The 19,522-nt window shown below is 38.6% G+C and carries 16 protein-coding genes; 4 read left to right on the forward strand and 12 right to left on the reverse strand.

Annotated features, from left to right (window positions below):
* Positions 1–161: 161 nt before the first annotated feature.
* On the reverse strand, positions 162–1,424 hold the full coding sequence (gene icd / locus AB9L17_RS18725; protein ID WP_223555435.1) for an NADP-dependent isocitrate dehydrogenase: 1,263 nt from the start codon (positions 1,422–1,424) through the stop codon (positions 162–164).
* Positions 1,425–1,504: 80 nt separating this feature from the next.
* Positions 1,505–2,620: a citrate synthase gene (gene citZ / locus AB9L17_RS18730; RefSeq protein ID WP_068983968.1), complete on the reverse strand. Its 1,116-nt coding sequence runs from the start codon at positions 2,618–2,620 to the stop codon at positions 1,505–1,507.
* 253 nt (positions 2,621–2,873) lie between these two features.
* On the opposite strand from citZ, the gene AB9L17_RS18735 reads away from it, so the two are divergent.
* Positions 2,874–3,839 (forward strand): AI-2E family transporter, encoded by a 966-nt coding sequence (locus AB9L17_RS18735; protein WP_068984090.1) that lies wholly within the window; start codon positions 2,874–2,876, stop codon positions 3,837–3,839.
* Here the strand turns inward: AB9L17_RS18735 and AB9L17_RS18740 are convergent.
* The 3 genes from AB9L17_RS18740 to pfkA all read right to left on the reverse strand — a co-directional run bounded on the left by AB9L17_RS18740 (position 3,823) and on the right by pfkA (position 7,304).
* On the reverse strand, positions 3,823–4,212 hold the full coding sequence (locus AB9L17_RS18740; RefSeq protein WP_068983969.1) for an FxsA family protein: 390 nt from the start codon (positions 4,210–4,212) through the stop codon (positions 3,823–3,825). The two genes, AB9L17_RS18735 and AB9L17_RS18740, sit on opposite strands and share 17 nt — an antisense overlap.
* Positions 4,213–4,556: 344 nt before the next feature.
* Positions 4,557–6,317 (reverse strand): pyruvate kinase, encoded by a 1,761-nt coding sequence (gene pyk / locus AB9L17_RS18745; protein WP_068983970.1) that lies wholly within the window; start codon positions 6,315–6,317, stop codon positions 4,557–4,559.
* 27 nt (positions 6,318–6,344) lie between these two features.
* Positions 6,345–7,304, reverse strand: coding sequence for a 6-phosphofructokinase (gene pfkA, locus AB9L17_RS18750; protein ID WP_068983971.1), 960 nt, complete (start codon positions 7,302–7,304; stop codon positions 6,345–6,347).
* 308 nt (positions 7,305–7,612) lie between these two features.
* Here pfkA and AB9L17_RS18755 point away from each other — a divergent pair, with 308 nt between their 5' ends.
* Complete coding sequence (locus AB9L17_RS18755; RefSeq protein ID WP_375199621.1) at positions 7,613–8,224, forward strand: hypothetical protein; 612 nt, start codon at positions 7,613–7,615, stop codon at positions 8,222–8,224.
* A gap of 155 nt (positions 8,225–8,379) precedes the next feature.
* Here AB9L17_RS18755 and AB9L17_RS18760 read toward each other — a convergent pair whose 3' ends face one another.
* The 5 genes from AB9L17_RS18760 to AB9L17_RS18780 form a co-directional block, all read right to left on the reverse strand.
* Positions 8,380–9,336 carry an acetyl-CoA carboxylase carboxyltransferase subunit alpha gene (locus AB9L17_RS18760; RefSeq protein WP_375199622.1) on the reverse strand — a complete coding sequence of 319 codons (957 nt, stop codon included), beginning with the start codon at positions 9,334–9,336 and terminating at the stop codon, positions 8,380–8,382.
* Entirely contained in the window at positions 9,329–10,177 is an 849-nt protein-coding gene (gene accD / locus AB9L17_RS18765; RefSeq protein ID WP_068983974.1) for an acetyl-CoA carboxylase, carboxyltransferase subunit beta, read from the reverse strand. Before accD ends, AB9L17_RS18760 begins: the two co-directional genes overlap by 8 nt.
* Positions 10,178–10,198: 21 nt before the next feature.
* Positions 10,199–10,840 carry a FadR/GntR family transcriptional regulator gene (locus tag AB9L17_RS18770; RefSeq protein ID WP_375199623.1) on the reverse strand — a complete coding sequence of 214 codons (642 nt, stop codon included), beginning with the start codon at positions 10,838–10,840 and terminating at the stop codon, positions 10,199–10,201.
* 125 nt (positions 10,841–10,965) lie between these two features.
* Positions 10,966–14,055 carry a DNA polymerase III subunit alpha gene (gene dnaE, locus AB9L17_RS18775; RefSeq protein WP_068983976.1) on the reverse strand — a complete coding sequence of 1,030 codons (3,090 nt, stop codon included), beginning with the start codon at positions 14,053–14,055 and terminating at the stop codon, positions 10,966–10,968.
* Between the two features lie 55 nt (positions 14,056–14,110).
* Positions 14,111–15,055 carry a DHH family phosphoesterase gene (locus tag AB9L17_RS18780; protein ID WP_068983977.1) on the reverse strand — a complete coding sequence of 315 codons (945 nt, stop codon included), beginning with the start codon at positions 15,053–15,055 and terminating at the stop codon, positions 14,111–14,113.
* A gap of 90 nt (positions 15,056–15,145) precedes the next feature.
* On the opposite strand from AB9L17_RS18780, the gene AB9L17_RS18785 reads away from it, so the two are divergent.
* Entirely contained in the window at positions 15,146–15,451 is a 306-nt protein-coding gene (locus AB9L17_RS18785; protein ID WP_068983978.1) for a YtpI family protein, read from the forward strand.
* Positions 15,452–15,775: 324 nt separating this feature from the next.
* Here AB9L17_RS18785 and AB9L17_RS18790 read toward each other — a convergent pair whose 3' ends face one another.
* Positions 15,776–17,083 (reverse strand): DRTGG domain-containing protein, encoded by a 1,308-nt coding sequence (locus tag AB9L17_RS18790; protein WP_068983979.1) that lies wholly within the window; start codon positions 17,081–17,083, stop codon positions 15,776–15,778.
* A gap of 151 nt (positions 17,084–17,234) precedes the next feature.
* Positions 17,235–17,918: a metal-dependent hydrolase gene (locus AB9L17_RS18795; protein WP_375199624.1), complete on the reverse strand. Its 684-nt coding sequence runs from the start codon at positions 17,916–17,918 to the stop codon at positions 17,235–17,237.
* A gap of 265 nt (positions 17,919–18,183) precedes the next feature.
* Between AB9L17_RS18795 and AB9L17_RS18800 the strand changes: the two genes are divergently transcribed.
* The gene (locus tag AB9L17_RS18800) at positions 18,184–19,272 is read left to right on the forward strand and encodes a M24 family metallopeptidase (protein ID WP_068983981.1); all 1,089 of its coding nucleotides are present in this window, start codon (positions 18,184–18,186) and stop codon (positions 19,270–19,272) included.
* The last annotated feature ends 250 nt before the right edge of the window (positions 19,273–19,522 follow it).

Below are 19,522 nucleotides of genomic sequence, written 5' to 3' on the forward strand. Positions count from 1 at the left end.
AAATTAAAAGAGGGGGGAGAATAAATTCTCCTCCCTCGATTAAACAAGTTCATCGTAAATATTTTATTAAGCTAAGGTCAATAGAAATTTACATTTCACCCTAATTATATCGGCAGAATAAACTTCCGCTTCAACTATAATTTCTATTTTAGAATAGAAAATTATAGGTTTTTGATTAATTCATTCGCGAATTCTGAACATTTTACTTCTGTAGCGCCGTCCATTAAACGAGCGAAGTCATAAGTTACAACTTTAGAAGAAATTGTTTGCTCTACAGATTTAGTAATCATGTCAGCTGCTTCTTGCCATCCTAAGTGTTCAAGCATTAATACACCTGAAAGTAATACTGAAGATGGGTTTACTTTATCTTGACCAGCATATTTTGGAGCTGTACCGTGAGTAGCTTCGAAGATCGCGTGACCAGTTACATAGTTAATGTTTGCGCCTGGAGCGATACCGATACCACCAACTTGAGCAGCTAATGCGTCAGAAATATAGTCACCGTTTAAGTTCATTGTAGCAACTACGTCGAACTCATTTGGACGAGTTAAGATTTGTTGTAAGAAGATATCAGCGATAGAATCTTTAACTAAGATTTTACCAGCTGCTAAAGCGTCAGCTTGTGCTTTGTTTGCTGCTTCTTCACCTTGTTCAGCTTTAATAGCATCATATTGGTTCCAAGTGAATGTTTGATCAGCAAATTCTTTTTCTGCTAATTCATAACCCCATTTTTTGAATCCACCTTCAGTGAATTTCATGATGTTACCTTTGTGTACTAAAGTAACAGATGGGCGTTTATGATTAATAGCATATTCGATAGCAGAACGTACTAAACGCTCAGTACCTTCTTTAGATACAGGTTTCACACCGATACCAGAAGTTTCTGGGAAACGGATTTTGTTTACACCAAATTCAGATTGTAGGAAGTTGATGATTTTTTGTGCTTGTTCAGAGCCAGATTCGAATTCGATACCAGCATAGATGTCTTCTGTGTTTTCGCGGAAGATAACCATATCAACGTCTTCTGGACGTTTAACTGGAGAAGGTACTCCATCAAAGTGACGTACTGGACGTAAGCATACATATAGGTCAAGCTGTTGACGTAATGCTACGTTTAGAGAGCGGATACCACCACCGATTGGAGTAGTAAGAGGACCTTTGATTGCGATTAGGTATTCGTTAATTTTGTCTAAAGTTTCTTGTGGTAACCATTCACCAGTTTGGTTGAATGCTTTTTCACCAGCTAAAACTTCTAACCATTCGATTTTCTTTTCGCCGTTGTAAGCTTTTTCTACTGCTGCGTCGATTACGCGTGATGCTGCAGCCCAAATATCTGGACCGATTCCGTCACCTTCGATGAAAGGAATCACTGGATTGTTTGGTACATTAAGTACGCCATTTTCAACTACAATTTTGTTTGACATTGATGTTGCCTCCTAAATTCATAATCATAGGACTGTGTTATCAGTAACACAGTCCCAAATATTCTAGCATATTTTCCGAATTAGCGCTCGCTGATTGGAACATATTTTTGCATGCCTGGTCCAACATACTCTGCACGTGGACGGATTAGGCGGTTGTTAGCATATTGCTCAAGAATATGAGCTACCCAACCAGAAGTACGTGATACTGCGAAAATTGGTGTGAATAGGTCATGATCAATACCTAAAGAATCATACACTGACGCAGAGAAGAAGTCTACGTTTGCAGGTAATTTCTTTTGTTCTACGATCATGTCATGGATTTTAACTGACATTTCATAAAGCTCTGGTTTACCAGTAAGCTCAGTTAATTTTTGTGACATTACACGTAAGTGTGGTGCACGTGGGTCGCCTTTGCGGTATACGCGGTGACCGAAGCCCATGATTTTTTCTTTGTTGTCTAATTTATTTTGAATATAAGATTCAACATTTTCAAGTGAGCCAATTTCAGTTAACATTTTCATAACTTGCTCATTTGCACCACCATGAAGTGGTCCTTTTAATGCGCCGATAGCTGAAGTTACACCAGAATAAACATCTGATAATGTAGCTACACATACACGTGCTGTGAATGTTGATGCATTTAATTCATGGTCAGCATGTAATACTAACGCTTTGTCGAATGCTTCCACTTCAATTGCCGCTGGTTCTTCACCTTTAAGCATGTATAAGAAGTTTGCTGCATATCCTAATTCTGGTTTTGGAGCAACTGGCTCTAAACCTTTACGAACACGTGCAAACGCAGTAACTACTGTAGCAATTTTAGCTTGTAAACGGATAGCTTTACGGTAGTTAGCTTCCGGATCCATAACATCTGCCTCTTCATCGAATACACCAAGTAAAGATACTGCAGTACGTAGTGCAGCCATTGGATGTACAGTTGAAAGTGGGTAAGTTTTAAATTGGTCTACAATTGCTTGCGGAATAGTCATGTTGTCTGCTAATTGTTGTTTTAATTCAGCTAGCTCGTCCGCTTTTGGTAAACGAGTATGCCATAATAAATAAATTACCTCTTCAAATGACGCGTTCACTGCTAAATCATCAATGTTGTAACCAACATATGTAAGTGTGTCATCGATAATTGAACTGATTTTAGATTCCGCTGCTACGATACCTTCTAAACCTTTAGTTGCTGACATAAAATATCGCTCCCTCATAGTTAAATTTTTGGGTGTGTAAATGCTTTTTGTAGATCACATTTACGTTTTTTGCTCATATGAACCATTAAGTAAATCGCTTACATTGCTATTATAATCATTTTTGACATCTTTGTGAATGAAAATCCTCCGAATAAAGAAAAAGGTGTTTTAGCGATTATTTAAACGTTCCAAAGAGATTATTTTGTATTTTTTAACATTAATTCATCATTTGAAACGGGGTGAAATTGTAAAAATGAGGAATATTAAATATTTTTCATACGAAAGGACCACTAGTATATTGTTTTTTATTTTTTATTTGGTAATACTATGGTTCGTATTACCTGTATCTCTTGCGATTTTCTTATCTTTTTCTACGTACCCTATCATAAAATTTCTTCACTCTTATTGTAGGCTTGCCTATTGGCTTGCAGCAATCATCGTAGAAGTACTCATACTAACTTGCATTTTTCTTCTCGCTATCATATCTATAAACAGCATTATTCTGATCTTCCCTGAAATCCGAGAAACATTACAAAATTTCCCACTTTTCAATGAATATGAATCCATGTTCATCCAAGTTTTAAAGGAAAAATCATTGTCTATTTTCGATTCAGTCTTAGTATATATAGCTAATATCTTCCAATTATTTATGAAGCATGTTATTGAAGTATTTATATTCCTTATCGCTTACTACTTTGCCCTATTGGAAACTCGCAAATCTCGTTATTGGTTCTTTCAATATGTGCCAAAAAAATTCCGCAATGAATGGCAATCACATTTTTCGAAGATAATGCAACTATTCCATTACTTTTTGTTCGTGGAGTTTCAGCTATTCACAATCACACTGCTCATTCTTTGTGCAGGGTTTATGATTCTCCAATTTGAACAAGCCATTATTAAAGCTTTTATAGTAGCTTTCGCAGATATACTTCCTTTCTTCGGCATCGGAGTATTCCTAGTACCCATGAGCTTTTATTTTTACTTAAAAGGAAATACCTTTTTATGTGTGGCTATTTTAATTTTGTATCTATTTGTTCAATTAACAAGGCAGCTAGCTGATTCCATGCTTTGGTCAAATACACTGCAATTGCGAACATTCCACACCTTTTTCATCAGTGCCGCCTCTATCTTATTATTTGGTTTTTATGGCATTTTACTTAGCCCTATATTTTTATTTTTGGCGGTTAAACTAAAGGAAAATGCTATTTTTGAACGATGATGAATTGACCTTTTTTCATTTTTTTACGCATCCAATAATAAAAGATTGGTTGGAACATTTTACGAGTAAAAGGCATAAGCAACAATAAACCAATAAGATCCGTTATAAAACCTGGTAATGCTAGAAGTACACCACCGCTAAAATTTAACACTGTGTCAATTAAAGCTGGACCAGGAGCCTCTCCACGTGCTATCGTATTTTTTACCTTTTGTACAGAATTCATACCTTTATTTTTCACTACAAAAATTCCTATAATACTCGTAGCAACTATAAGTAATAAAGTATTGAAAACACCAATATTTTGACCAATCACTATTAATAATGCCAATTCGGCCAATACGTAGACAATGAAACCAAGAAAAATTTTTCTCATATTTTTCTCCTTTCTATCTAAAAAAGCTATACCTTTAATACGTTATTATAGCCAATTTAGTTCCCTTAAAAAACAACGAGCCCCTAATAAGAAAGTCTAGACTATACTTTCATTATAGTAAAATCCCCATTCCATGAAGGGAAAAGAAACTATTTTTCATGCAAGAAACATCTATTGGCCCAATGACTCTGGCGGATGTCACGGTTTGGAAAGGAGTTTTTGTGCAAGCACAATGCCGAATCCGAACACAATTACGCTGAGGCATAATTGATTCAAACGAAAATATCTTTTTTCATAAGAAAAGCTCTAGTACAACCATTCGTACTAGAGCTTTTTGTTATGGTTTAAAGAACACTTGCATGCCCTTTGTAAATAACGCCTGTTTCAGCATCCATCGTAATTTCTTGATCGTGGCGAATCAATGTAGTGGCTTCTTTTACACCGACGATCACAGGGATACCAAGGCTTAGTCCTACAACCGCTGCATGACTTGTAAGTCCACCCTCTTCTGTAATCAGACCAATACAGTTTTCAAGCACTGGCATCATATCACGATCTGAACCAACCGTTACTAAAATGCATCCGTCTGTATCATATGCTAGTGCCTCAGCGGCATTTTTTGCAACAACTGTTTTACCTACAACTGAAGCTTTACCGATCCCTTGACCACGAGCTAGTAAATCTCCGATAATGTGTACCTTCATTAAGTTAGTAGTACCTGCTTCACCTACTGGTACACCTGCTGTAATGACAACTGCATCACCGTGCGTTACAAAGCCATGCTTCAAGCTTTCGTCAACAGCTAGCTCTAAAATTTCATCTGTTGTCGTAACACGTTGACAAACAACTGGGTATACACCCCAAACTAGTGTTAATGCGTTAGCTGTATTGGTAGAGCCTGTTACAGCGACAATCGGTACACCTGGGCGATATTTAGCAATCATTTTAGCAGTGTTACCACTTTCTGTTGGTGCTAATACTGCTTTTACACCTAAGTTAATTGAAGTGTACGCTACTGCCTGAGAAATTGCTTCAGTCATATTCGCCTCTTTTTCACGACTACGTGTAGAGACAATCGTCTTATAATCTAATGAATTTTCTGTGCGCTGTGCGATTTTATTCATTGTTTGTACGGACTCTACTGGATAAAGCCCCGCCGCAGTTTCACCAGACAGCATAATTGCATCTGTACCATCGATAATTGCGTTTGCTACGTCACTTGCCTCTGCTCGTGTTGGACGTGGATTACGCTGCATCGAATCTAACATTTGTGTAGCTGTAATTACTGGTTTACCTACTTGGTTACATTTTAAAATTAATTTCTTTTGTACAAGTGGTACTTCTTCTGCTGGGATTTCTACACCAAGGTCACCACGTGCCACCATTAATCCATCTGAAACTAAGATGATTTCATCGATATTATCGACACCCTCTTGGTTCTCGATTTTCGGGATGATTTGAATATGGTTACCACCATTTTGTTCAAGTAATTCTCGAATCTCTAGTACATCCTTTGCTCGACGAACAAATGAAGCTGCAATAAAATCTACACCTTGCTTAATACCGAATAGAATGTCCTGTGCATCTTTTTCTGTAATTCCTGGAAGCTGTACAGAAACGCCTGGCACGTTAACACCCTTTTTATTTTTTAAGACACCTGCATTTTCAACAATTGTATGGATAAGGCCTTTTTCCATATCTGTTGCTAATACACGTAATTGAATAAGTCCATCATCTAATAAAATGATTGAGTTTTGCTCAACATCCTCGATTAAACGATCATATGTGACAGAGAAGCATTTTTCTGTTCCTTCAACTTCAGTCATTGAAATATCAATCACTTGTCCTGTAGCTAAATGTAATTCCCCGTTTTTCATATTATGTGTACGAATTTCTGGACCTTTTGTGTCGAGTAAAATACCAACTGGTTTACCTAATTTCTGTGCTACTTCGCGAATTAAACTAATACGTCCTTCATGCTCTTCATGAGAACCATGTGAAAAATTTAAGCGGGCAACATTCATACCTGCTTCGATTAGTTTCTCTAAAGTTTCTGGTGACTCACTTGCCGGACCAATTGTACATACGATTTTTGTTTTTCTCATTTTCTGCCCACTCCGTTTTATAACAAATTATATAGATAGTTCTTTCATTAAAGTATACAAGCTTACATCTGACTCATGATTTTTTTCAAAAGCCTCAGGCATATCATAGTCAATAACTTGATGATTGCGGATACCTACCGCTCTTCCAGTTTTCCCCTCCATTAATAACTCAACTGCATGAGCACCGAACTGACTTGCCAGAACACGATCGCGTGCAGTAGGTGAACCGCCACGCTGGATATGTCCAAGAACAGAAACACGAATCTCTTTTCCTGTTTTGTCTTTTAACAGTTTTGCCAAATCACTACCTGACATAACACCTTCAGCGACAATAATAATACTATGCTTTTTCCCACGCGCAGCACCACGATCTAAGCGTGCCACAATGTCATCCAAATTATAATCTTCTTCTGGAATTAAAACTGTTTCAGCACCAGCTGCAAGACCTGCCCATAATGCAATATCTCCTGCATCTCGCCCCATTACCTCAACTATAAAGGAATTTTCATGGGAAGTTGCTGTATCGCGGATTTTATCAATCGATTCCACGACTGTATTTAGTGCTGTATCGAATCCTATAGTATATTCGGTTCCTGGAACATCATTATCGATTGTTCCTGGAACGCCAACAGCAGGAAAACCTTTTTTCACTAAATCCATAGCACCACGGTAAGAACCATCGCCGCCAATAACAACTAGCCCTTCAATCCCAGCTTCACGCAAATTGTCAATGCCTCGCTGTTGAACAGCGTCTTCTTTAAATTCAGGACATCTTGCTGAAAATAACTGTGTGCCACCACGTTGAATAATGCCACCTACTGAGCCTAAATCGAGATTTTCCATGTAACCTTTTATTAAGCCTTCATACCCATGCTTAATTCCGACAACTTCAATTCCATGATATGCTGCCTTACGAACGACTGCACGAACAGCTGCATTCATCCCTGGCGCATCTCCACCACTTGTTAATACGGCAATTTTTTTCATTGTCGACCTCCTGCAGTACTATTATTATTCACATTAACACGAAAAAACAAACTATGTAAGTGTTCTGAGGCTACAAAAACATAACTTTTACAAAAAAATAAAAAGAATGCGCTTTCACACACTCTTTTCAGCAAAAAACAACCGAAATCTAACATTTTTTCAAAAAATCTGCATTGTTTTTTGAGTGTTTTCTTCTTCCATCATTAGGATTTTTATCTAATTAAGATACAAATTAGGTTCATTACGATAACATAGGGATAGATTTCCGTTTTATCTGTGTTTTAGCACGAGAAACAAATGTTTCCTGCGTGAAAGCGAAGCGACAGCAACAATATGTTTTCTGTGCGAAAGCGAAGCGACAGCAACAATATGTTTTCTGTGCGAAAGCGAAGCGACAGCAACAATATGTTTTCTGTGCGAAAGCGAAGCGACAGCAACAATATGTTTTCTGTGCGAAAGCGAAGCGACAGCAACAATATGTTTTCTGTGCGAAAGCGAAGCGACAGCAACAATATGTTTTCTGTGCGAAAGCGAAGCGACAGCAACAATATGTTTTCTGTGCGAAAGCGAAGCGACAGCAACAATATGTTTTCTGTGCGAAAGCGAAGCGACAGCAACAATATGTTTTCTGTGCGAAAGCGAAGCGACAGCAACAATATGTTTTCTGTGCGAAAGCGAAGCGACAGCAACAATATGTTTTCTGTGCGAAAGCGAAGCGACAGCAACAATATGTTTTCTGTGCGAAAGCGAAGCGACAGCAACAATATGTTTTCTGTGCGAAAGCGAAGCGACAGCAACAATATGTTTTCTGTGCGAAAGCGAAGCGACAGCAACAATATGTTTTCTGTGCGAAAGCGAAGCGACAGCAACAACATGATGTTGGTCTCGAAGGCATTATCACAAGAGGTGATATTTTTTAGCCTTCGTTCCTATACATCGCTTACCACCAAAGTCTCATAAGTGACCGCTGATCCTCAAGGATTCGCCCAATTTCTACTTCAATCACCTAAGCGGCAAAAGCTTCTCTCTTTTGTTACTGACCACTCATTGATGAAAAATCAAAAAATGTATGAATTTACGCTTCAGTATATTGTCCGATCTTTTTAAATTTCTCATAACGGTCTTCTATTAATTGTTCGCCATTTAAAGAATTTAATGCTTTTAGCGTGTCGCTTATACATTCTTTTAAATAAAGTGCTTGCTTCGCTACATTGCGATGTGCACCACCTGTAATCTCAGGGATAATTCCATCTATAACGCCAAGCTCTTTTAAGTCAGGTGCTGTTATACGCATAGCTTCTGCTGCTTGCTTCGCTAAGCTACCATCACGCCATAAAATCGACGCAGCACCTTCTGGAGAAATAACCGAATACGTAGAGTTTTCTAACATAAAGACACGATTCGCTACACCTAATGCAAGTGCGCCACCGCTTCCGCCTTCCCCAATAACTATGCTTATAACCGGTACTGTTAGACCCGCCATTTCGACTAGATTTCTGGCGATTGCTTCACTTTGACCGCGTTCCTCGGCAGCCTTACCTGGATAAGCACCTTTCGTATCAATAAAACAAATAATTGGGCGCTTAAATTTCTCAGCCTGCTTCATTAAGCGTAATGCCTTACGATATCCTTCAGGATGTGGCATACCAAAATTACGACGAATGTTTTCTTTAGTTGATTTTCCGCGTTGATGTCCAATAATTGTTACTGGCTGTCCTTCAAAGAGAGCAATTCCTCCAAGAATAGCCGCATCATCACCAAACGTACGGTCTCCATGTAACTCTATAAAGTTTTCGCACATTGCTTCTATATACTGTAATGTTGTTGGGCGTTCAGGATGTCTTGCAACCTGTACACGATCCCACGGCTTCATATTGGCATAAATAGATTCTTCTAACTGTATTAGGCGTGTTTCAAGCTTTTCGATTTCACCTGTCATATCTACTTCCGCTTCGGTAGCAATTTTTTTTAACTCATAGATCTTTTCACGTAATTGTACTACTGGTTCTTCAAAAGCTAAATTTTTAGACATGTTGCACGCCGCCTTTCGTATGCATTTTAACAAGTACTGCTACTTGGTCTCGTAAATCTTTTCGATGGAAGATTGCATCCAGCTGACCATGCTCTAGTAAAAATTCCGCTGTTTGGAAATCATTAGGTAATTTTTCTCTTACTGTTTCTTCAATTACACGGCGGCCAGCAAAGCCAATCAATGCTTGTGGTTCTGCAATATTAATATCTCCAACAGAAGCGAAGCTTGCAGAAACACCACCTGTTGTAGGATGCGTTAGTATTGAAATAAACAATAGTCCTTCATTGCTATGACGTTTTAATGCCACACTCGTTTTTGCCATTTGCATTAAAGATAGTACGCCTTCTTGCATGCGCGCTCCACCACTTGCAGTAAAGATAATAAACGGAACACGTAATTCAGTAGCTTTTTCAACAGCACGCGTGATTTTTTCTCCGACAACCGAGCCCATAGAACCCATGCGGAAATGAGAATCCATAATCGCTACTACAATTTCTTCTCCATCGAGTGTACCTAATCCTGTCAGAACAGCTTCATTTAATCCCGTTTTTTGTTGATCAGCTGAAATTTTTTCAACATAAGCAGGGAAATTAAGCGGATTACATGTTTGTAAATGGTCATCCATTGACACAAATGAACCTTCATCTAAGAAATATGTTACACGCTCCTGTGCGGTCATTTTGAAATGATGGCTGCATTTTGTACATACTTTATGATTTTTTTCTAATTCCTTCGTTAATTGAATATGACGGCATTCTGGACATTTTGTCATAAGTCCTTCAGGAAATCCCTTCTCTTGTCCGTCTTCTTTCTTTTTGCTAAATAAGCTGCGTATCGCCATGTTCGACTCCCCCTTTGTTGTCTAAATACTTTGTACATTCTTCATCCACTGCTCGTAGGCCTTTAATGCTTCTCTTTCATAGCCAAGCTGCATCGATTTCAACATTGTTTGAATTTGTAACTTTTCATCTTCAGTTGAGTTTCGATTTAAACGGTCGCCATCATAAGCTGCTAATTGAAACCAGATTTTCAATGAAAGACGGTTTCCTGACGTGATTAATATTTCTCGTAAAACATCCAGACAATTAATTGTTCCTTCTATCTCTAGCTTTACAAAAAAACTGTCCCACACAGGTAGTGTTTGCAGAGTATCTGTACAACTTATTACGCGAATTGCTTCCTTTTCATGAATTTGTCGCGTTAATTCGACATCCTTTTTCGATTTTTCATCTTCTAATATAAACATCGACAGTATTTCTACAAGCTGATGTTTATGTGTTGAAGCTAGAAAAGTACCTCCACCATGTCTCGTTTCAATAAGACCTAATAACTCTAAGCTACGCAACGCCTCTCTCACAGAGGATCGTCCGACGCCTAAACGCTCAGAAAGGACTCGTTCGGAAGGTAATTTTTCACCAGCCTGAATTTTTTCCATTTTAATAAGTTGACGTAATTGTTGGACGATTTCTAAAAACACTTTCTTTTGTTCAGTTTTTTTATCCATACGATCAACTCCTCTTATAAAAAGTGGTCAGACCACTTTTTGACGTTGATTCTAGCTTACAAAATAATTATTAAAAAGTAAAGAAAAAACTGCATAAAAAATCTATGCAGCTTCTAAAATATTCTTTAATTCCCTAGTTTTTTCGTCGCTTGCGCATGTTTTACTTTAATCTGCGACTTACCAAAACGTCTTTCTAACGTTCCTTCAAGATAAATCAATTCATCCTCAAGCAAAAACTCTTGAACAAGCTGAAATACTTGAGGGAATAAAGTAACAGATACCGTTCCAAATTCATCCTGAAGCTGAACAAAAGCCATTTGCTCACCTTTTTTAGTCCGAATTTTTTTCACTTCTTCTATCATGCCAATCATTTTAACATACGTTCCTTCTCGTTCACGCTTTATCTCTCGGCACGTCATATTTACTTCATTCCAAAAAGTTCTTTCCTCAGTGACTGGATGTGCTGATATATAAAAGCCAAGACTTTCCTTCTCATGTAGTAATTTTTCCTTTTGAGGCATAGCTTCCGCTTCCATATACTTTGGCTTACCAAAGCTATAGGCAGTAGCCGATGCAATATCAATATCCTCAGTTGGTCTTAGCAACTCAGCATGCTTCTGGGCAGCCTCCACTGTTGCTAACAATACCGCACGATCTTTCATTAAATAATCGAGAGCCCCAGCGAAAATTAAAGACTCCATGATTTTTGGTTTAAAATGCTGTGCACTTAAGGCAACTGCCAAGTCAAATAAATTATCAAATGCTTCTGCATTCGTTTGTCGTAATGCATTAACTGTCTCTATAAATGTATAAGGTACACCCTTTACTCCGGAAAGGCTATAGCGAACTCCATCCTTTTCTACAGTAAAAAATTTCGTACTCCGTTTGAGCGAAGGTGGGTAAAACGGAATCCCTTTCTCTTTTGCCTCACTCACAAGCTGCTGAATTTTTTCCACATTTCCTGTTGCATTTGATAGTAGTGCCGCATAGAAACTTAGTGGGAAGTGTGCCTTTAAATATGCCATTTGATAGGAAATAACACTATATGCGACAGCATGACTTTTAGGGAAACCATAATCTGCAAAGCGTACAATTAATGCATACACTTCTTCAGCCACTTGAATATCAAAGCCTTGCTTTATTGCTCCATTAACAAATGCCACACGTTGCTCTTCTAATACTTGACGATTTTTCTTGCTCACCGCTCGACGCAATAAATCCGCTTGTCCCATCGTAAAGCCCGCCATCACCGAAGCAATTTGCATTATTTGCTCTTGATATACTATGACACCAAATGTCTCCCGTAAAATAGGCTCTAAAGCTGGATGTAGCATATTTGTAGGCTCCTTACCCGCTTTCCGTCTTGCATAGACAGGAATAAAATCCATTGGACCAGGGCGATACAACGCATTGACTGCCACTATATCTAAAAAATGGGTTGGATGTATATCACGTAAAGCTTGTTTCATACCTTCCGATTCTAATTGAAAAATACCTAATGTATCTCCCTTTTGTAGTAGCTGAAATGTCTTTTCATCTTGCATTGGAATAAGCTCAAACTCTATCCACGGGCCACCTGCTTTATAAATTGACCAACGTACCTGCTCTAATATTGTCAGATTGCGCAAACCTAAAAAATCCATTTTAACAAGGCCACAAGCTTCTACATCTCCCATCGGCCATTGCGTACAATATATCCCGTCATGACCCTCTTCAATCGGTATTGTATTGACTAGTGGTGATGGTGCCAGCACAATCCCAGCTGCATGGGTAGAAGAATTCCTTGGCAATCCTTCTAATTTTAACGCCACCTCCAACCAGCGACGATGCTTCTCATCCTCTGCTAGCCAGCCCTGCAAGCCTTGTGATTCGTCAACCGCTCTTTGCAATGTTATCCCAGGTTTATTTGGAATCATTTTCGATATTTTTTCCAATATTTCAGCGTCAAAACCAAAAACACGAGCAACATCTCTAGCAACAGCCTTCGCAGATAAAGTGCCAAACGTAATAATTTGCGCCACGTTTGCCTTTCCATATTTTTGAGCAACATAGTGGATGACTTTTTGTCTTTTACTGTCGACAAAATCAATATCTATATCTGGCAGCGTGACACGTTCAGGGTTTAAAAAGCGTTCAAATAATAAGCCGTAAACCAGTGGATCTACTTGTGTAATGGATAAACTATATGCTACAAGAGAACTTGCTGACGAACCACGACCTGGACCAGTTAAAATACGGTTTTCTTTAGCAAAATGCATAAAATCTGCAACAATTAAAAAATAATCAGCAAAGCCCATTGAACAAATAATTTCAAGCTCGTATTGAAGTCGCTCCCGATAAACATGTGGGATTTCAGTTTGTTTGAAACGCTCTGCTAATCCTGCAAATACTTCTTTGGCAAGCAAGCTTTCGGCTGTTTCACCTGTTGGTACAGGAAATTTAGGCATTTGTACGTGCATTTCAGGGATTTCCGCAGTACAGCTAGCTAGCATCGTTGCACTAGCTTCAAGCCATTCTGGATGATCCGCAAACCAACTTCGCCATTCTTCCTCTGTTGGAGCGAAATAGCTTTGTAAATAGACGGATAACATTGTACCCGTAAGCTTTTCACCTGTATCAATTGCTCTTGCAACCTCGAAGGCAAAATGATCTTCTGGACGTAAAAAATAACAGCTCTGTGAGGCAATTATCGCGATGTTCATCGTTTCACACCATGCTACATACGTTTCTTCTTTTTCCGCTATCACTCCTGCCGGCCTTGCTATCCCCATAAATAAGTGCTTACCGAATACCCTGTATAAAGCACTTACTACTTCAGTCCAATCCTCAACTCCCGCTAAATCATCCGAAGAAAGTAGTGCAACACAGCCTGCTGCATACCCTTCCAGCCATTTCCAAGGAAGTGCATCATCCTCCCGAATCGACACTGCACTACTAATCTTTAAAAGATGTTGATAACCTTCTTGTGTTTGAGCATACAGCACAAGTGGTACCTTTCTCTCGTGCCACTGTACATTTATCGAAAGCCCTAATACTGCATGAATATTTGCTTGTCGCAATGCTTTACTAAAAGGCAAAAGCCCGTACAATTTTGAGTTGACGATTGCACAGGCCTGAGTATTTTGCTCTTGTAAAAAAGGGATCAATTGTTCAAGCCGAATCGTGCTTTTCAATAAATCCGCGCTCGTATGCATTTTTGTGTATACATGTGTCAAATGAATCCCTTCCTTTCTAGGTTTCAAAGAATTATTAAGTAAAAGAATCGTCTCTTTATTGATAAGCCTTACAAATTTCCTGTAATCTCGTTATAACACGGTCTGCTTCTTCCCATGAGTAAGCTGTTGCACCAGAAGCAAGCGGGTGTCCCCCACCATTAAATTCCTTCGCTAAAGTGTTAATAACAGGACCTTTTGAGCGTAGACGTACACGAATCTGATCGGCCTCTTCAATGAGGATTACCCATGCACAAATACCTTTCACACTTCCAAGACAGCCGACTAACAGTGACGCTTCTGACGGTACCGCATTGTATTCAGCTAGCAATTCCTTTGTCAGCTTAATATACGCCGCTCCATGCTCATCTATTTTGAAGTTTTGATAAATATAGCCTTGTAAATTTAAAAGCTTTCGATCCATTTCATACATTCCATCGAAAATTTGATTTCGATCAAAATCATAAGTAATAAGTTCTCCAGCAACCTTAAATGTTTTTACTGTCGTGCTAGGATATTGGAAGCGTCCAGTATCTCCTACAATACCAGCAAATAATAATCTAGCGGCTGCATCAGATAGAGTCCAGTTTGCTACTTCTTTTCCTTCCTCAAAAAGCTCATAAATCATTTCACTACAAGAGCTTGCAGTCGTATCCACCCATAGTAAATCACCATATGCATCATCATTTGGATGGTGATCTATTTTAATAACCATTTTCCCTTTTGTATAGCGTTGATCGTCTACACGTTCAGTATTTGCAGTATCTGTCACAATCACTAAGGCATTGTTGTACACATCATCCGTAATGTAATCTGGCTTTGCTAAAAATGTTAAAGATTCATCATGCTCACCTGCTGCAAAAACCTTCTTTTCAGGATAATTTGCTAAAATAAGCTCTTTTAACCCTAGCTGAGATCCATAAGCGTCAGGATCTGGACGCACATGGCGATGAATAACGATTGTCTCATATGAAGCAATTGTGTCGATGATTTGTCTTTTCATAATAATTTCCTCCAAAATGATAGTAATAACCGTTAGCATTTTTCTTCAATAATCGTTACAATATAGTCTAGTTATGCTAGGAGGTTTACTATGCTCAATTTAATTTTTGTGTTTGCAATTATCATATCATTTGCTATTTATTTTTATTTTAAAACAAAACAGTTCCGTTCTCCATTACCCATCGCTAAAAATTGGTACAAAAGTAAAGCAAACGTAAGTTTCGGCGTATTTATTCTTGTATTTGGTGTCAATCAAGCCTATTTATTCCCTGGAATATATACATTTATTATTGTAGCAATTCTTGTCGTTTTAGGCATCCTTGTTATTACCGAAAATATTAAAAAGACTCGTCACTACGGCAAATTTGTTGAAGAAGAATTCCGTATTAACCAATAAATATCCACCGGAGGCTTTAGGCCAACAGATGTTTTTTGTGCGAAAGCGTAGCGACAGCAACAGATGTTTTTTGTGCGAAAGCGTAGCGACAGCAACAGATGTTTTTTGTGCGAAAGCGCAGTGCTAACGTAGCGGCAGCAACAAATGTTTTTTGTGCGAAAGCGTAGCGACAGCAACAACAGGAAGTTGGTCACTCAGTCGTTGCCACAGGACGTGGCGTTCTTAGACTGAGAGGTCCTTTATTCGGCGGGTGTTTGGATACCCGCTGAAAAAAGTGAAAGGGATGACCTAGCATTTGTCTAGGCCATCCCTTTTTGCATCTTCTTAACGTTCCAGCAGTTGGAACATCATCATTGCCTTTCCAACAAGCATTTGTTGATTAAACACTTCGAAGTCCATTTTCACGAACTTACGACTCATGTCTAATATTCGAGGTCTTACCGTAAGAGTACTTTCCATTTGCACAGGCTTGATGAAATAAATCGTCATGTTTTCGGCAACTGCATCCCCACGTTTTCGACGCTTTAACGCAAATGAGCCAACTTCTGCTAACAAAGTGGTAAATGCCCCGTAAGAAATTGCCCCATATTGGTTTGTCATTTGAGGTGTTACTTTAAACTCTACGATTAATTCTTCATCGCCAAGCACCTTCATCTCATTTTTCACTAAATCATCAATTGTTTCACCATGCTGTGGCTGTCTTTGTGCGAGTTGAAGCGCTTTTAGTACATCTTGACGACTAATGACACCTTGCAAAATATTGTCATCATCGACAATTGGTAGTAGATCAATCCCTTCCCAAATCATACGATGTCCTGCAGAAGCAACACTCATTTTCATCGATCCGGCAATCGGATTTTTCGTCATAACCTTTTCAATAAGCTCAGTTTCTTCTCGACCAATAACGTCTTTTACTGTAATCATCCCAACAAGCTTATTGCTTGCTGTAACAACAGGAAATGCACCATGAGTCGTTCGTTCATTTAACTTTTGGAAGTGATGAATGGTTTCATCATTTCGAAGAACAGCCGTATCAGTCATCGGTACATAAATATCTTCAATAAATAAAATATCTTTTTTGATTAATTGGTCATAAATTGCACGATTAATCATTGTTGCTACTGTAAAGGTGTCATAGCTAGTTGAAATGATTGGTAGGTCTAAGGAATCTGCGAGTAGCTTGTTTTCCTCAGTAGTATCAAAGCCACCTGTAATTAAAACAGCTGCACCAGCTCGTAGTGCATTTTCATGCGCTTTAATACGATTCCCAACGATGAGCAAGCTTCCTGCATCTGTATAACGCATCATATCTTCTAATTGCATTGCACCAATAACAAATTTCGTTAACGTTTTATGTAGACCTGTTTTTCCACCTAAAACTTGGCCGTCTACAATATTAACAATTTCAGCAAAGGTTAATCGCTCAATATTCTCTTTCTTTTTCTTCTCAATTCGAATCGTTCCAACACGTTCAATGGAGCTTACTAAACGACGATTTTCCGCTTCCTTAATGGCACGATAAGCCGTTCCTTCACTGACCTGCATTTCCTTTGCAATTTGACGTACTGAAATTTTATCGCCCACGGGTAGTGATTCGATGTATTGTAAAATTTTCTCATGTTTTGTAGACAAAATATCACCTATTTCTCAAGTTCAATTCTGCTCTTAGTGTACCATATTTTTTATAAAAATATTTAATATAAAGTGATGAATTTGTTTTACTTTTCCCATCGTTTCAACTACGCACGTGGTGTCAGTTCATATAGTACAGCTGTGTTATTGATTAGGAACAGTTTACTTTTTCACCGGCTTTCAAAATTTGAACCTCTGAATTTTGCACTAAATCTGCAAAAACTTGTGGATCCTGCTCGATTGGAGGGAATGTATTATAATGGATTGGTACGACAATTTTCGGCTTCAAAAATTCAACTGCACAAGCGGCATCTTCTGGACCCATTGTGAAATTGTCTCCAATTGGTAAAAATGCAATATCGATTGGGTGGCGTTCCCCTATTAATTTCATATCGCTAAACAACGCCGTATCCCCTGCATGATAGATTGTTATTCCTTCGATAAATACTAAAATCCCAGCAGGCATTCCCATATAAATGATTTCATTATTTTCAGTTACATAAGACGAACCGTGGAATGCTTGAGTAAATTTCACTTTACCAAAATCAAATTCCTTGGCCCCGCCTATATGCATTGGATGTACCTTCACTCCTTGCCAAGAAATCCAATTAGCTAGCTCATTCGGTGCAATAACGAGTGCATCATTTTTCTTAGCAAGCTCGACTGTATCACCTACATGATCATTATGGCCATGTGTAAGTAAAATAATATCTGGGGCTTCATCAGCAACCTTTAAATCTGTTTGCCCATTCCCATTAATAAATGGATCAATCAATATTGTTTTCCCCTTTGATTGAATTTTGACAACAGAATGTCCATGATAACTAATTTCCATATACGTTTCCTCCTTGCAGTACATAATGTGCTTCATCATTTTTATTCGCTATCCATGCGATTTTTCCCTTTTTTTGATATGCTGTACAGAGAATAATCGCAGCTTTCCAAACAAAGCCAGACCCTGTTAGGAGACAATTATTCATTCGTACAAAAATGAAGCTTCGAATTCGACTTATAGTTTGCTGAAAGATCGAAGCTTCATCGTGTAGGCTATTATTTCAGCCGAGCACAATGTTTCAATACAACACGAGGAGGAAATGTTTATGTCAAAGGTTGAAGAAATTCAAAATTATTTACAACAAAATCAAATTGATGCTGCTTTCATCACAACACCAGACAACGTTTTTTACGTTTCAGGCTTTAAAAGTAACCCACATGAGAGATTACTAGGCGTAATGGTTTTTAAAGAGGCAGAACCTTTTTTAATTTGTCCACAAATGGAGATCCCAGATGCAAAAGCTGCGGGTTGGTCCTATGAAGTCATTGGTCACCAAGATACTGAAAATTCAATGGAAGTTCTTGCACAAGCGATTAGAACCCGTCATGATAATCCATTAGCGTTTGCCATTGAAAAAGCACAACTAAATGTAGAACGCTTTGAAGCCCTACAAATCTCGTTCCCGCAAGCAAAATTTGTCCGCCTCGACGAAAAAATCAATGCTATGCGAGTGATTAAGGATGAAAATGAATTAGAAAAATTACGTAAGGCAGCTGAATTAGCTGACTACGCTATTGAAATCGGCTGTAAGGAAATCGCTGAAGGCAAAACGGAGATGGAAATCTTAACAGCCATTGAAAATGCAATTCAAGATAAGGGCTGCAAGATGTCCTTTGAGACAATGGTATTGAGTGGTCCTAAAACAGCCTCTCCTCACGGTACACCAGGTGCTCGCAAAATCGAAAAGGGTGATATGGTGTTATTCGACCTGGGCGTAATTTACGATGGTTATTGCTCTGATATTACACGTACGGTTGCCTTTGGTGAACCTAGTGAAGGACAAAAGGAAATCTACAACGCAGTACTTTCTGCTAACACAAATGCAATTGCAGCGGTAAAACCAGGTGTTCGTGCAATGGATTTAGATAAAATTGCTCGTGATACTATTTCCGAAGCAGGCTATGGTGAGTATTTCACACATCGACTTGGTCATGGACTCGGCATTTCTGTGCATGAATTTCCATCTGTAACAGGTGCCAACGACATGGCTATGGAGGAAGGCATGGTCTTCACAATTGAGCCAGGTATCTATAAATCTGATGTGACAGGTGTCCGTATTGAAGATGATGTTGTAGTAACAAAAGACGGAGTAGAAGTATTAACAAAATTCCCAAAAGATTTGATCGTACTATAATTCAAAATCCGGATACAAATACGCCAAGGCGAAATTGATTTAATGAATCCTATAGAAAAGGAAGGAAGCAACCAAAAGAGGTGCTTCCTTTTTTAGTATAAAGTATTGCGGCAAAACGAGGGGGTGATTTCCGTTCCGACTGGGCGCTTTGTAGCTTGAAACGGAAATCACCCCTCTTTTTGCTAAGAGCTCGACCTTCATTGCCACAATAGTTTTTCAACAATATGAAAGGAAGCAACCATAATGAAAC

The sequence above is a fragment of the Lysinibacillus sp. RS11 genome, assembly GCF_042019215.1.
Taxonomy (GTDB): Bacteria; Bacillota; Bacilli; order Bacillales_A; family Planococcaceae; genus Lysinibacillus; species Lysinibacillus xylanilyticus_A.